Genomic DNA, 13,659 nt, shown 5'->3' with positions numbered 1-13,659 from the left:
AATATCAGGCTGGACATTTTCTACACAATGGCAGGTACTGTTTACGATATAAGCCTGCCCGGTGAGCGCAATTGATGCATTCCCATCGCTGGTCGTTTTAAAGGGTTGGGCCGGAGATGAGGTAATAACGGCATAAGCGGGCATCGGGAGGCGCAGTATGTCCGGTATCTATTCAGGTAAAATTACACAAACCGAGCCACTGTTTTTGAAAAAATGCCTGACAGGAAAACGGACGCTGATAACCTTTTCGTGGCTAGGTACGTTTTCGCTGAGGTCGGATGTGCCAATGTTAACATTGGATTATTTTGGCGCATCATAATTCGAACAGTAAGCGAACCGCCAAAATTTTCGATGACCGAAGCTATGGCCCGATGGGAGATTTCTGAATTTACCCGATTTGATAAGTAAAAAAGCTAAGTTGTTAACATTATTGTCAGAGTAAGAATAACCCTAATTTTGTATCCGCCTGGTGATGAGCAATGCTTTTTATGTGCTGCCGGGAAGTGCTTACATTGATAGATAAAAAAGCACAGGTTTTTTAATGATATATTTGCATCAAATCAGAAAAATTAGGATGAGTGCGTGCAGAATGGCATCTATGACCTGACAGGTTAGCCTAAAAAACTCAATTTTTCTTAGAAAGTAACGATAAAAAAACGGCCTGTAAACACAGGCCGCTTAATAAAACACTTTAAACGTGAAAGGCATTTGCCTGCTGTGAAGGATATGACAGGTACAGCATGAAGCCATTCATTTTTAAGAAATTTTTACTGCTTGATTAGGAAACTCTCGAGAGTTTTACCCGCATCCAGCGCCTCTTTAATGGCTGCTGGGGTGCGGCCCTGGCCGGTCCAGGTCTTTTGCTCACCTTTTTCATCGGTGTATTCATATTTAGCCGGACGCGGTGCACGCTTAGCTTTACCGGTTTTACCTTTGCTGGCTTCGATAGCCATCAGATCGCTTGGATCAATACCGTCGGCCAGCAGCATTTCGCGGTATTTAGCCAGCTTGTCTTCACGCTCTTTCTGCTCTGCCAGCATGGATTGTTCTTCATCACGGCGCTCAGAGACAACGGATTCCAGCTTGGAAAGCATCTCTTCCAGCTCTTGCAAAGAAACTTCACGCGCTTGTGCTCGCAGAGTACGAATGTTGTTCAGAACCTTCAAAGTATCGCTCATATCATATCCATTAGTTTGGTTAAACCAGTAATAACGCGCATACTATTGAGTAACCGATGTCGCGTTGTTTCTTTGGTTATAATTGTAAACATAACTTCCCCTATTAGGCAAAGGTTGATTGTAAAAAAAAGCGTAAAAATTTTATTTCCCTCATGCGCATTTATATAGCAAAACCGGTAACGCGTGCCGGGCGGATTAATATTGGTTTGGCTGCAACATCAGGCCGGTCACGCCAACCTTCGCCCTTAAATGCAATTGCCAGCAGGGGATTATTCACAGGTGGAATCATGCCAGCCGGTTCTGCTTTCGTGACGATTAGCACAGGTTGCTTATTGTCTGGATAAGTCACTGGCGTGGTCAGCGGCAAATAATCAGCGGCCAGAGGCGAAAAATGGGCAGGATAAGCGGAATAGTTAAACCTGAACTCAACAGCAATAAATAATGGGCTATTTACCCTTTCTTACGCTGCCCGCCGCCGATATGTCTGGCTCGCCGACCAATGGCGACTTTCGAAAATGCAGGCTTATGCGCGGTAGGGCTGGGCTAAGGCAATGATTATATGTGTTATCCTGGCTAACAGTGGCGACCGGCAAAGGCCGCCAGCCGTCATATTATCCATAGGCTTGCTGATGGGCTTTTTTACGCCGCAGGTAATCCTCATCCTCACGTAACCGGTCCCAATAGGCTTTGAACACGGCAGCGGCCGCCGCTTTCTCCTCATTTACGCTGTAGGGCAACACCTCGCCCTGCGGATCATATTTACGGCCGCCCTTATGGTTGGCATAGCGGCGTGCGCGCGTATAACCCATCTGGATGAATTTGCGTGCCATATCCATACCGACAAAGTCATCTGCCTTGCGGTATGCCTCAAACAGCTGGTAAATCGCCTCCGCGGAAGCCTCGGCAATTGGCACAGTACGAAAGCGCCAGTGCGGCAAAATTTCGCTTTTATAGGGTTCTACCAGCAATACGCCCTGTTCGCCGCGTCCGACCTGATACAGCTCCGGGTGTTGGCGAAAATCGATGGTGGTAAAGTCCTGCTCGTAATTGAAGGGAGGAAAGGGCATAGCGATGGCGCTCCTTGGGCTTGGATAACTACCTTAAGCGTAGCAAAGCGGAGCGGGAGAAAAAAAACGGGAGCCTGTTGGCTCCCGTCATCGAGGGGTAAATGCTTAACCGGCGCTTGGCTCGGTCACCGCAGGCTGGGTCTCAGCCGGGGCGGTTGGCTCGGTCGTGACCGGTTGGATCACTGGCGGCTGCGGCACGGCTTCAGGCTGTGCTTCCGGTTGTTCCGGCTGCGCAGGCTGTGCGTCATGCAGGCCATTGACCTTCACCGGCATCCCGGAGCGGGTTTCAATCGCCTGATCCACATCAGTGGTGTTGACGCTGGCATCAGAGATCACTTTGCTCACCGCCGGGGTCAGGGACACGGGCACCGGATCCTTGGATTTCCACTGCTCTTCGTTTTCAGAGAGCGGGTTGTGGACTTCCACATAGCGGGAGCCGTCCGGTTCTACGGTAGCCTTCACCGGCTCATTGATGAATTGGACGCGCGTACCTACTGGCACATTCTCAAACAGCCACTTGATGTCATTGTCACGCAGACGCACACAACCGTGGCTGACGCGCAGGCCAATGCCGAAGTTGGCGTTGGTGCCGTGGATGGCGTACAGGCGGCCAACGTAGAGCGCATAGAGGCCCATCGGGTTGTCCGGGCCTGCCGGGAAGACCTCTGGCAAGGTTTCGCCGCGCGCCGCGTACTCGGCATGCATGGCTTTGGTTGGCGTCCAGGTCGGGCCATCTTTCTTGCGCTGTACAGAGGTCACCCAGTCAACCGGGGTGTCTTTGCCCAGTTCACCAATGCCGATTGGCAGTACCACTACGGTGTTGGTGCCTTTCGGGTAGTAGTAGAGGCGCATTTCAGCACTGTTGATGATGATACCTTCACGCGGGGTGTCCGGCAGGATCAATTGCTGGGGGATCACCAGCTGGCTACCGGCTTTCGGCAGCAGCGGGTCAACGCCGGGGTTGGCTTCCATCATATTGCTCAGACCCATCTGGAACTGGGCGGCAAAGTGCTCCAGCGGTTGGGTGCTGTCGTTCGGCACATCGATAACGATGTTCTCGCCTACCAGGCGGCTGTTCTTGGCCGGTAGCGGATAGACTACCGCAAAGGCTGCCTGGCTATAGGCGACCACTGCGAAGATCACTGTGAATAACGCGCGAATGCTCATAATGTCTTTTCGTTGATTGTTAATGCCAGATTGGCAGGGTGGTTGATGTTACAGCCGGGCATCAGGCCCGACTGCTAAGTGTCGTTTTACAAGGTCGCGTTCCAGGTTCAAACAGGTAACCCATCCTATTTGCGGGCAGAGATTATAAAGGTTTATTGACCGGCCGCCACTGTTTGTTAATCAAACAATTTAATTAACCTGTCAGGAAGTATAACAGCCCTCACTGACCTCAAGCTTTAAGAGAGGGCTCTGAAATATTTGATGGCTTGCCAGTCCCTTACAACAGGTAGGGTTGCGCTCGGTCACAAAGCGTAAATAAAGCAAGAAAACGTAAACAAGCTGTTAATTTTCTCAATTGTCGCAAAGAAAGGTGCAACGCCATACTTCCTCCCGAATGCGCAGGCCCGGCCTGCCCTCAGACCATCATCACGAAGCCCGCTCGCTGGCAGTGCGCCGACGAATCGGGCGCCGTCAAAAAATAACGCGGTGGCCACAGGCCGTTATCTTTTTGACCTCAGACGAGAAGATAAATATGACCCGTTACCCTGCTCTGACCCTCAGTGACAAGATTGGCTATGGCCTGGGCGATATGGCCAGCGCGCTGGTTTGGCAAACGGCCACCCTGTTTCTGGCCTACTTTTATACGGATGTTTTCGGCCTGCCTGCCGCCGTCATGGGCACCATGTTTCTGGTGGTGCGCGCGGTGGATGCGCTGATTGACCCCTGCATCGGCTCGTTGGTGGATCGCACGCAGACGCGGCACGGCAAGTTCCGCCCCTGGCTGCTGTGGATGGCCATCCCGTTTGGCGTCTGCTGCCTGATCACCTTCTACGTGCCGGATGTATCACCGACGCTTAAAACGATCTACGCCTGCGTGACCTACAGCCTGTTGAGTCTGGTCTACTCCGCGATCAACGTCCCCTACTGCGCCATGCCCGGCTCCTTGACACTCGATCCGCGCGAGCGCCACTCGCTCCAGTCATGGCGTTTCGCGCTCGCCTTTATCGGCGGGCTGGTGGTGACGGTCATCGCCCTGCCGATGGTCTCCTGGCTGGGCGATGGCGACACCCGGCGCGGCTACTTCTATGCCATGAGCCTAATGGGGCTGCTGGGCGTGGTGCTGTTTTTCTGCTGCTTCGCCATGACCAAAGAACGCTACCACTCGCCGCGCGACACACGCCATACCCTGCGGGGCGACCTCAAGCTCCTGTGGCAGAACCACCAGTGGCGCATCGTCTTTGCCTTTAACGTGTTGCTGCTGTTGGCGGTGGTGACGCGCGGCTCCGCCACCATCTACTACGTCAAATATGTGATGTTGCGGCCGGATCTGGTGTTCGCCTTCATTGTGGCGAGTCTGGTGGCGGCGATGTTTGGCGCGCTGCTCTCAGAGACCCTGCTTGGCCGCTTTGACCGGGTGAAATCCTTCCGCTGGACCATTGCCACCTACGTGGTGATTGGCGCGGCGATCTTCTTCCTGCCGCCCACCGCCGTCTGGCTGATCTTTGGCGTGAATGTGCTGTTCTGCTTTGTGCAAAACCTCGGCACCCCGTTGCAGTGGGCGATGTTCTCGGATGTGGTGGATTATGAGGAGCACCGCAGCGGCCGCCGGATGGATGGGCTGATCTTCTCGACGGCGCTGTTTGCCATCAAGCTTGGGCTGGCGTTGGGTGGGGCGGTGGTGGGCTGGGTGCTGGGCATGGTGGACTACCTGCCTGCTACCGCGCAGCAGCCTGCACTGGTGACCACCACCATCAATGCGCTGTTCACGCTGGTGCCCTCCCTTCTGTTTATCGCAATGGGATCCCTGCTGTTCATCTACAAGCTCAATAGCCGTTACGTGCGCGGTATCGCCGATGAGTTGGCGAAAAAACGTAACGTCCAATCGCCAGCCACGGTGCCGGCCCCTGATTCCGCCCACCTTATATAAGGAGAGAGTATGTCCCATCTTTATCAAGACGCCTCGCAGCCGATTGCGGCGCGGGTAGAAGATCTGTTGTCCCGCATGACCGATGAGGAGAAGTATGCCCAGATGCACGCGCTCTGGCTGATTCTCTCTGCGGAGGGTGACCACCGCAGCCGTAACGACCTCAGTGACAGCTTTATTGGCTCAAAGGGGGAGGGCGATCTTGCCACACGCCTGAAGCGGGGCATCGGGCAGATTACCCGGCCGCTCGGCACCCATATTGTGGAGGCGCATGAGGGCGTGAGGGCACTCAACCGGCTGCAAAAGAGTCTGGTGGAGGAGACGCGGCTGGGCATCCCGGCGATGTTCCATGAGGAGTGTCTGGTGGGGCTGCTGTGCCGTGACGCCACGCTGTTTCCCTCCTCGCTGAGCTACGGCGCGACCTGGGACCCGGCGCTGATTGAACAGGTGGCGGGCGCGATCCGTCGTGAGGCCAAGAGTATCGGTTGCCATCAAGGTCTGGCACCGGTGCTGGATGTCTCGCGTGATGCGCGCTGGGGCCGGACTGAAGAGACCTTTGGCGAAGACCCCTATCTGGTGGGCATCATGGCGACCGCCTATGTGCGCGGCTTGCAGGGGCCAAACCGCGATTTGCTGGCGACGCTGAAGCACTTTGTCGGCCACTCCTTCAGTGAGGGGGCGCGCAACCACGCGCCGGTGCACCTGGGGTTCCGCGAGTTGAATGACACCTTCCTGCTACCGTTTGAGATGGCGGTCAAACTGGCGAACGCCGGCTCGGTGATGCCGGCCTACCATGACATCGACAACCAGCCGTGCCATAGCGACCACTTCCTGCTGACCGATGTGCTGCGCGAGCGCTGGGGCTTTGACGGCCTGATTGTCGCGGACTACGGCGGCGTCAGCCTGCTGCACCAGCACCACGGCGTGAGTGCGGATGGGGCGGCCTCGGCGGCGCTGGCGTTTAACGCTGGGTTGGATATTGAGCTGCCGAAAGATGACTGCGCCCGCCATCTGGCGGAAGCGCAGGCGCGCGGGCTAATCTCCGCTGACAAAATTGATGAGATTGTGGCGCGCATCCTGACAGAGAAATTCCGGCTCGGGCTGTTTGAGCACCCCTATGTGGAGGAGTCACAGGTGACGTTGCAACAACAGGAGACCCGCCAACTCGCCCGGCAGGCGGCGGTGCGCGGCATCACCCTGCTGGAGAACGACGGCACCCTGCCGCTGTTGCCGAAGGCCGGGCAGCGCATCGCAGTGATTGGGCCAACTGCCGATGATCCTTTAGCCCTGCTGAGCGGCTACAGCTTCCCGGTGCACCTGATCATCAGCGACATGACCGCCCAAACTGAGCAGATTACCACCCCGCTGCAAGCGCTGCGGCAGGCGTATGGCGAGGGGGCAATCCGCTACGCCAAGGGGTGCCACATTCTGGAGCAGCGCCAGGCCGGTGCGCCGGTGTTTCCCGGCGACAGCGGCAAGCCGTTGCAGCGCTCTCCGGTGTCGCAGGATCGCAGCCTGATCGCCGCTGCCGTGGAGCAGGCGCGCCAGAGCGAGGTGGCGCTGGTGTTTGTGGGCGATTTGGCGGGCCTGTTCCAGAGCGGCACGGTGGGGGAAGGCTCTGACAGTGACAGCCTGCAACTGCCCGGCGTCCAGCAGGCGCTACTTGAGGCGGTGGTAGAGACCGGCACCCCGACAGTGGTGGTGATGACCAGCGGCCGCCCCTACTACCTGAATGGGCTGGAGGATCGGCTGGCCGGTTATCTGGTGGCCTTCGCGCCGGGGCAGGAGGGCGGCCACGCCATCACCGATCTGCTCAGTGGCCGGGAGGCCCCCAGCGGGCGGTTGGTGGTTTCGGTGCCGAAAAGCGCCGGTGCGATGCCCTATTACTACAACCATAAATTGAAGAGTGGTGGTACGCCCATCGCCTTCCAGTTCGGCGCGCGCTACCCCTTCGGTTATGGCCTGAGCGGCACTACCTTTGACTACTCGGATCTGCGGCTGGGTGCGGCGCAGGTGGAGAACCGCCACGGTGAGGTGGTCGCGCAGGTCAGCATCACCAACAGCGGGTCACGCGCCGGCAGTGAGGTGGTACAACTCTACGTGCGGGACAGGCTGGCCTCGCTGGTGCGCCCGGTACAGGAGCTGAAAGCCTTCCAGCGCGTCACCTTGCAGCCGGGCGAGCGCGCGACCCTGACCTTCACGCTACCGACTGACATGCTCAACTTCACCGATGCTCAAGGGCGGCGAGTGGTGGAGCCGGGCGAGTTTGAGCTGCAGGTGGGGGCTTCCAGCGCGGACATCCGTAGCCGCGCCACGGTGCGGGTTACCGGCGGGTTGAACGTGCTGCCTTCCGCCTGGCGGATGGTCAGCCATTGTGAGGTCGAGCGCGCCTAAAATCGGCCCAGATCTTCCCGCATCCCTCCCTGATGCGGGAATTTTTTCACATTAACGCATTGAACTTAATAAATTTTTTACAAAATGGTAGGCTGTCGCCGTTTTTTGGAGATTTAGGACAAAGGAAATGAAGAAGACGCTCACCATTGCACTCTCTTTGGCGCTCTGCGCCTGTACTCCCGCGAAGACTTCCCCACAGCAACACGCCCGGCACTATATCTTTGCTACCAGCCATGACAGCGATCCGCAATTCCGAATGCTGGTGGCAGACTCGATCAAAAATGCGGTGCCGATGTTTGACTACTTCTACCAGCTGGGTAAAGAGGACAAACAGGCGGGAAAAGATCGCGCCACGGCTGACCAGCGGATCGCCTATTTCCACAGTGATGAATTTCTGACCAGGGCAGGTCGCACGTCGCAATTCATCAACCACACCTACCAAGAGGGACGTGACAAGCGCAACGAGCAGATCTTTGTGCAGGAGATCACCGGTGCCTATTGGGATGGTTACGAGGGGCGCTAAGCGCAAAAATAAAAAAGCCCGGCATTAGCCGGGCTTTTTGTTGCATCAGGCGTCAGAAATCGTAGCCGACGGTCGCGACCACGGTGCGCTCCTGGCCCCAGTAGCAGTAGCCGGTGCCGTAGCAGGCGGCGACATACTTCTTGTCGGTCAGGTTATTGACGTTGAGCTGCACGAACGCGCCTTTCAGCTCTGGGCTGAATTGGGCCAGGTTCATGCGGACAGAGGCGTCAAACAGCGTGGCGGAAGGCATATGCAGGGTGTTTTCGTTATCCGCCCACTGGGTGCCGATATAACGTACGCCCGCGCCCACATCCAGGCCAATCGGGGAGTTGTACTGGCCCCACAGGGAAGCCATCTGTTTCGGCGTCACATACGGGGTGTTGCCGTCATTGCCATCCACCGCGTCCTTGAATCTCACCTTATTGTAGGTGTAGCCAGCAATGATATTGAAGTGTTCCGTGATCGGAGTACGCGCTTCTAGCTCCAGACCTTGCGAATGGATTTTGCCCACCGGCACGTTATAACTGCCCACCACCACGCGGTTGGCGACATCTTTCTGCGTCAGGTCATACAGCGCGGCGGTGTAGAGCGAGGCGCTGCCCACCGGCTGGTACTTGATGCCCACTTCATACTGTTCGCTGGTGGTCGGTTTCAGCAGGTTTCCACTCGCGTCCTTCAGCGTAGCAGGGGTGACACCGGTGCTATAGCTGATGTATGGCGAAATGCCATTATCAAAGGCGTAGAGCAGGGAGCTGCGGCCGGTGAAGTGATCATCATTGCGCTCGTCAACGGCATTGGTCTCATCGGTCACCGTCTTGGTCTTCATACGATCGTAGCGACCAGAGAGCGTCAGGTGCCATCTGTCCAGCTTCATATCATCTTGCAGGTAGCCGCCCGTCTGGGTGTACTGGGTTTTGGTGTGCGTGCTGCTGTAAATCGAGAGTGCATCACCGCCTGTTTCCCCGGTATAGGGATTCAGGTAGGTGGCAGTCGCGTATTCAGAGGAGGCATCATTGCTAAAGTGCTGGAAGTCGAAACCGAGCACGACCTTATGCTCCAGCATACCGGTGGCAAAATCGGCTTCCAGCTGGTTATCGATGGCGAACGCATCCAGCGTGGAGTCCTCACCCGAGTAGTAGCGGCTCATCTCGCTGCGATCGGCATTCCAGCCCGCGCCGTAAACCTGCTCCAGCTTGGTGTTGGAGTGGGTGTAGCTGGCATTCTGGCGGAATGACCAGGTGTCATTGAAGGCGTGCTGGAATTCGTAGCTGTAGATCTGCTCCCAGCGCTTGAAGACGTTGTGGCTGCTCTCACCGTCAAAGAAGCCGCGGCTCAGGCGGTCGCCATACAGACTGCCATCGGCGGGTACGGCGGAGTGGTAGCCGCCAGAGGGATCTTTTTGCAGGTAGGCGCGCAACAGCAGGGAGGTGTTCTCATCCGGTTGCCACAGCAGTTGCGGGGAGATAGCGTAACGCTCCTCGCGCTGGTGGTCATACTGCGTATCACTACTACGGGTCATGCCGGTCAGGCGGAACGCCCACTGGTCATTGATGGCGTCGGTATAGTCAAACGCGCCGCCCTTGGTATTGAAGTTACCGGCGGAGAGGCGGAAATGGCCTTCCGAGGCAAATTGTGGGCGCTTGGTGCTCTCGATCACCACGCCACCAGGGATGCTCTGGCCATACAGCGCAGAGGCCGGGCCTTTTACCACATCAATGCGCTCCAGGAACCACGGGTCAACCTGCAAGGCGTTATAACTGCTGCCGTCGCTGAGCAGGCGCAGGCCATCGAGGAAAGTGTTATTGACGTCGCCGCCGTGGAAGCCGCGCAGGGAGATGGTGTCATAACGCGTTGCGCCGCCGGCAAAGTTGGTAAACACGCCCGGCGTATAGTTCAGGGCGGCATTGAGGGTGGTGGCGTTCTGGTCATCGAGTTGCTGGCGGGTCACAACTGATACTGCCTGGCCGGTAGTAATCAGAGGTTGATCGGTTTTCGTGGCGCTTTTGCTGGTTTTAGCCGTGTAACCCTGCGTGGGGGCATCAGCGGTGTCGGCAGGCTGGGCCGTGACGACAATAGTATCTTCCGCGAGGGAGGCGAAGGGCACAAACAGCGCGAGGGAACACAGCAGGCTGGAGCGCTTCAAATTAAAAGCCGACAACATATTCATAATCCCTATAAAAATCTTTTCGAGTTAAACAGAAAGAGCAACGCGTGTGAGTCAGGCAATATCGCCCGCGGCCTCATAGGGCCGTGGATGCGATCAATTCAAATTATGTAAATCTAATGATAATTATTATCATTATTAAAGGCGAGATTCAAGAAGATGTTTCAGAGTTGTGACAAGTGGCTATACGTTTATCCCCCTGATAAGAAAGGGCTAAACGTGATAGATAAGCCAGAATAAAGGGAAAATAGCGGAGTGGCGGCCAATGGCAGGAAAAGTGGCGTTAAGATATAACTTCACTTTCATTGAACAGTAGTCAGATTTAACTATATAAAACGGGTGGGAATGGCCGAAAAACCGGCCCACGGGGGCCGGTTGGACGAGGGTTAGCGATTGACCAGTTTGGCTGGCAGCGCCACCACCAGCAAAGAGCTGAGCAGCAGGCTGGCGGCAAACACCCACAGCGCGCCACCACTCTTGCCGGTCAGATCCAGCGCCAGCCCCATCAGCGAGTTGCTGACCAGCCCGGCGATATTGGCGAGGGAGCAGGCCAGCGCAAAGCCAGTAGCGGCGGCGGTGCCCTTCAGGAAGGTGCCGGGCAGGCTGAAGAACACCGGTACTGCGCCAATGATCGCCGCCTGCGCCAGCGAAAAGAGCAGCACAGTGGCGGTGACGTTATAGGTGAAGAAAGTGCTGGCGGCCATGGCGGCGGCCCCGACCATAAAGGGCACAATGATGTGCCAGCGCCGTTCGCGGTGATAGTCCGAGCTGGCACCAATCAGCAACATGCCGACCAACGCCGCCAGGCTGGGCACTGCGGTCAGCAGGCCAATCAGGGTGAGATCCGTAACGCCAGCAGTCTTGATAAAGGTCGGCATCCAGAACCCCATCGCGTAGGCGCTGAGCAGAATGGAGAAGTCGATGCCACCGAGCATCCAGACTTTCAGGTTGAAAAAGCCGTCGCGAAAGCGTGCGCGCACCGGGCCGGCCTCTGCCTCATCCGCTGCCAGCGCGCGGCCAACCTGGGCCTTCTCCTTGGCATCCAGCCAGGTGGCGTGTTGGTAGCTGTCCGGTAACTGGCGGAACGCCAGCAGGCCAAGCAGGATGCTCGGCACGCCCTCCAGCAGGAACAGCCACTGCCAGCCGTGCAGGCCGTGCCACAGGTCGAAGCGGCTCATGATCCAGCCGGAGAGCGGGCCGCCCACCACGCTGGAGAGCGGCAGGCCAATCATAAATAGGGCGATGATGCGGCCGCGCCGGTGGGAAGGGAACCAGAGCGTCAGGTAGTAGAGCACACCGGGCAGGAAACCCGCCTCCGCCACCCCGAGCAGCAGGCGCAGCACATAGAATTGGGTGGGGGTAGTGACCAACAGGGTGGCGGCGGAGAGCAGCCCCCAGGTGATCATGATGCGCGCGATCCACACCTTGGCACCGACGCGTTGCAGGATCAGGTTACTCGGCACCTCAAACAGGATATAGCCGACAAAAAATAGGCCGGCACCCAGCCCAAAGGCGGCCTCACTCAGTTGCAGTTGGCTGGACATCTGCAATTTGGCGAAACCGATATTGATACGATCCAGATAGGCCGCGAGGTAACAGAGGCATAAAAACGGGATTAACTTCCAGGTGATCTTGCGGTAAAGCAGCGAGTCAGCGTCCTTTAGTCCGGCAGGACGGGTGATCTCAATGGCCATAACACACTCTCCGTCATTAAAGTCACCTGCCGCATGGTGGCGCAGGCCAATGCCCCGTTGGGGCGGTCAACAACTGTTATGCCGTACCATTTAATGAATACGGTCGCCCGGCATCATAGCGAATCTGCATAAAGAGTCACCGGAATTCGCCGTTGGCACCGGGAAAACCGCATCAAAAAGCGAGAGGAAGCGTCATGGAAGCAGGGATTTTATTGATGGCCGCCGGCCTGAGCCGCCGTTATCGCGCTGCCAGCGGCGGCCAGCACAAGTTGCTGGCCTCACTGGGCGATGGCGAAACGGTGTTTGCCCGCAGCCTGCGCCACGCACAGGCGAGCGGGCTGCCGGTGCGCGTCATTGTGCGGCCGGAGGATGAGGCATTGCACCGGCTGGCGCAGGCCGCCGGGGCGGAGTTTTATTGTGTGGCGAGCGGCGGGTTGGGGGAGTCAATCGCCGCTGGCGTGGCGGCCACCGCGCGGTGGCCGGGCTGGCTGGTGGCGTTGGCGGACATGCCCGCCCTGCATCCGCACACCTATCGGCAGGTGGCTTCGGCGCTGGATCAGGCCCCCAGCGCGCGCGCCTTTACCACAGGCGGGCTGGCCATCCGGTCGGCTTTGGCGCCGCCCTGTTTGCCGCGTTGTGCCAGCTTCGCGGCGATCAGGGCGCGCGCAGCCTGCTGGCCGCCGCGCCGCCGCAGGCGGTGGCCGTGGACGATCCCGGCTGCCTGTGGGACATCGACCTGCCAGCGCACCTGCCGCAGGCCGATCAGTAGTAACTGGTCTGGTAGGTCTGATTGTAGCTCAGCCCGGCGCTGCCATAGTCACCCTCGGCGGTGATGGTGGCGGAACAGCTCAGTGGGTTGGCGTGCTCGTCATAGCGGCAGGACATCTTGTTGATACCGGCTGGCTTGCCATCCACTTTGGCCTCGGTGGTCGCATCCAGCCGTTTGTGGGCGGGGGCGTCATCTTTGACCTCAATTTCTGTTTTGCCGAGCGGGCTTTGGAACAGCGTAGTGCGCGGGAAACCAAGTTCGTCGTAGCTGTAGTGGGCGAAGCTGTCATCGTTGGCGGTCTTCACCACCTCGGTCACAAAGCCCTTGGCGTCCTTGCGATAGAGCAGGCTGCCGTCAATGGTGCGCTCCAGCCGACAGTGCGCATCCAGTTGATAGAGCTTTTTATGGCTGGCGCGATCGACAAAGTAGTCGCCCTCCTTGACCAGATCGACATCCACATCCATCTGCGGCTGGAAGGCGCGCAGTGTCTGCACGCAGCCCTGCTCATCCAGCGTGCCGCGAATATCGGCGGTGATCTTGCCGGACTCATCTTTCTGGATTTGCGAGAAGGCCCTCACCTTGCCGAGCAGTGGGTCAAAACCAAAAATGTTGGAGAGGCTGGCCAATGAAGGGTTGACCCTCTCCGGCGCGCGGTTGTCGCAGGCGGTCAGCGCCACGGCGCCAAGCAGAAAAAGAGCGGCCTTATGCATAGTATTATCCTTATCCTTAGAGCGCTATCGCATCATAACATGCTGAATTTGCGACACTATAGCGACTAA

At 57.6% G+C, this 13,659-nt stretch carries 10 protein-coding genes; 4 read left to right on the top strand and 6 right to left on the bottom strand.

Going from position 1 to position 13,659, the window contains the following annotated elements; all coding sequences use genetic code 11:
• Positions 1–767: 767 nt before the first annotated feature.
• The 3 genes from ACK3SD_RS19105 to ACK3SD_RS19095 all read right to left on the bottom strand — a co-directional run bounded on the left by ACK3SD_RS19105 (position 768) and on the right by ACK3SD_RS19095 (position 3,412).
• On the bottom strand, positions 768–1,178 hold the full coding sequence (locus ACK3SD_RS19105; protein ID WP_481127686.1) for an H-NS family histone-like protein: 411 nt from the start codon (positions 1,176–1,178) through the stop codon (positions 768–770).
• 611 nt (positions 1,179–1,789) lie between these two features.
• Positions 1,790–2,245, bottom strand: a complete 456-nt coding sequence (locus tag ACK3SD_RS19100; protein WP_481127685.1) for a DUF4385 domain-containing protein — start codon at positions 2,243–2,245, stop codon at positions 1,790–1,792.
• 105 nt (positions 2,246–2,350) lie between these two features.
• The gene (locus tag ACK3SD_RS19095; protein WP_481127684.1) at positions 2,351–3,412 is read right to left on the bottom strand and encodes a L,D-transpeptidase family protein; all 1,062 of its coding nucleotides are present in this window, start codon (positions 3,410–3,412) and stop codon (positions 2,351–2,353) included.
• Positions 3,413–3,944: 532 nt separating this feature from the next.
• On the opposite strand from ACK3SD_RS19095, the gene ACK3SD_RS19090 reads away from it, so the two are divergent.
• From ACK3SD_RS19090 to ACK3SD_RS19080, 3 genes are all read left to right on the top strand, one after another.
• Entirely contained in the window at positions 3,945–5,339 is a 1,395-nt protein-coding gene (locus ACK3SD_RS19090; RefSeq protein WP_481127683.1) for an MFS transporter, read from the top strand.
• A gap of 9 nt (positions 5,340–5,348) precedes the next feature.
• On the top strand, positions 5,349–7,730 hold the full coding sequence (locus tag ACK3SD_RS19085) for a glycoside hydrolase family 3 N-terminal domain-containing protein (RefSeq protein ID WP_481127682.1): 2,382 nt from the start codon (positions 5,349–5,351) through the stop codon (positions 7,728–7,730).
• Positions 7,731–7,857: 127 nt separating this feature from the next.
• The gene (locus ACK3SD_RS19080; protein WP_481127681.1) at positions 7,858–8,253 is read left to right on the top strand and encodes an Exc2 family lipoprotein; all 396 of its coding nucleotides are present in this window, start codon (positions 7,858–7,860) and stop codon (positions 8,251–8,253) included.
• A 52-nt stretch (positions 8,254–8,305) separates the two neighbouring features.
• Here ACK3SD_RS19080 and ACK3SD_RS19075 read toward each other — a convergent pair whose 3' ends face one another.
• Positions 8,306–10,414 carry a TonB-dependent siderophore receptor gene (locus ACK3SD_RS19075; protein ID WP_481127680.1) on the bottom strand — a complete coding sequence of 703 codons (2,109 nt, stop codon included), beginning with the start codon at positions 10,412–10,414 and terminating at the stop codon, positions 8,306–8,308.
• 389 nt (positions 10,415–10,803) lie between these two features.
• Positions 10,804–12,111: an MFS transporter gene (locus tag ACK3SD_RS19070; protein ID WP_481127679.1), complete on the bottom strand. Its 1,308-nt coding sequence runs from the start codon at positions 12,109–12,111 to the stop codon at positions 10,804–10,806.
• Positions 12,112–12,305: 194 nt separating this feature from the next.
• On the opposite strand from ACK3SD_RS19070, the gene ACK3SD_RS19065 reads away from it, so the two are divergent.
• Positions 12,306–12,944 (top strand): nucleotidyltransferase family protein, encoded by a 639-nt coding sequence (locus ACK3SD_RS19065; RefSeq protein ID WP_481127678.1) that lies wholly within the window; start codon positions 12,306–12,308, stop codon positions 12,942–12,944.
• On the opposite strand, the gene ACK3SD_RS19060 is transcribed toward ACK3SD_RS19065, so the two are convergent.
• Positions 12,874–13,590, bottom strand: coding sequence for a YnfC family lipoprotein (locus ACK3SD_RS19060; protein WP_481127677.1), 717 nt, complete (start codon positions 13,588–13,590; stop codon positions 12,874–12,876). The two genes, ACK3SD_RS19065 and ACK3SD_RS19060, sit on opposite strands and share 71 nt — an antisense overlap.
• Positions 13,591–13,659 lie beyond the last annotated feature (69 nt).

Source organism: Chimaeribacter sp. YP20170169 (genome assembly GCF_056739715.1).
This window is presented reverse-complemented; position numbering and strand designations above follow the sequence as displayed.

Bases quoted from the DNA above. Each gene is read 5' to 3' on its own strand.
- ACK3SD_RS19105 (WP_481127686.1), bottom strand. From the start codon at position 1,178: ATGAGCGATACTTTGAAGGTTCTGAACAACATTCGTACTCTGCGAGCA.
- ACK3SD_RS19100 (WP_481127685.1), bottom strand. From the start codon at position 2,245: ATGCCCTTTCCTCCCTTCAATTACGAGCAGGACTTTACCACCATCGAT.
- ACK3SD_RS19095 (WP_481127684.1), bottom strand. From the start codon at position 3,412: ATGAGCATTCGCGCGTTATTCACAGTGATCTTCGCAGTGGTCGCCTAT.
- ACK3SD_RS19090 (WP_481127683.1), top strand. From the start codon at position 3,945: ATGACCCGTTACCCTGCTCTGACCCTCAGTGACAAGATTGGCTATGGC.
- ACK3SD_RS19085 (WP_481127682.1), top strand. From the start codon at position 5,349: ATGTCCCATCTTTATCAAGACGCCTCGCAGCCGATTGCGGCGCGGGTA.
- ACK3SD_RS19080 (WP_481127681.1), top strand. From the start codon at position 7,858: ATGAAGAAGACGCTCACCATTGCACTCTCTTTGGCGCTCTGCGCCTGT.
- ACK3SD_RS19075 (WP_481127680.1), bottom strand. From the start codon at position 10,414: ATGTTGTCGGCTTTTAATTTGAAGCGCTCCAGCCTGCTGTGTTCCCTC.
- ACK3SD_RS19070 (WP_481127679.1), bottom strand. From the start codon at position 12,111: ATGGCCATTGAGATCACCCGTCCTGCCGGACTAAAGGACGCTGACTCG.
- ACK3SD_RS19065 (WP_481127678.1), top strand. From the start codon at position 12,306: ATGGAAGCAGGGATTTTATTGATGGCCGCCGGCCTGAGCCGCCGTTAT.
- ACK3SD_RS19060 (WP_481127677.1), bottom strand. From the start codon at position 13,590: ATGCATAAGGCCGCTCTTTTTCTGCTTGGCGCCGTGGCGCTGACCGCC.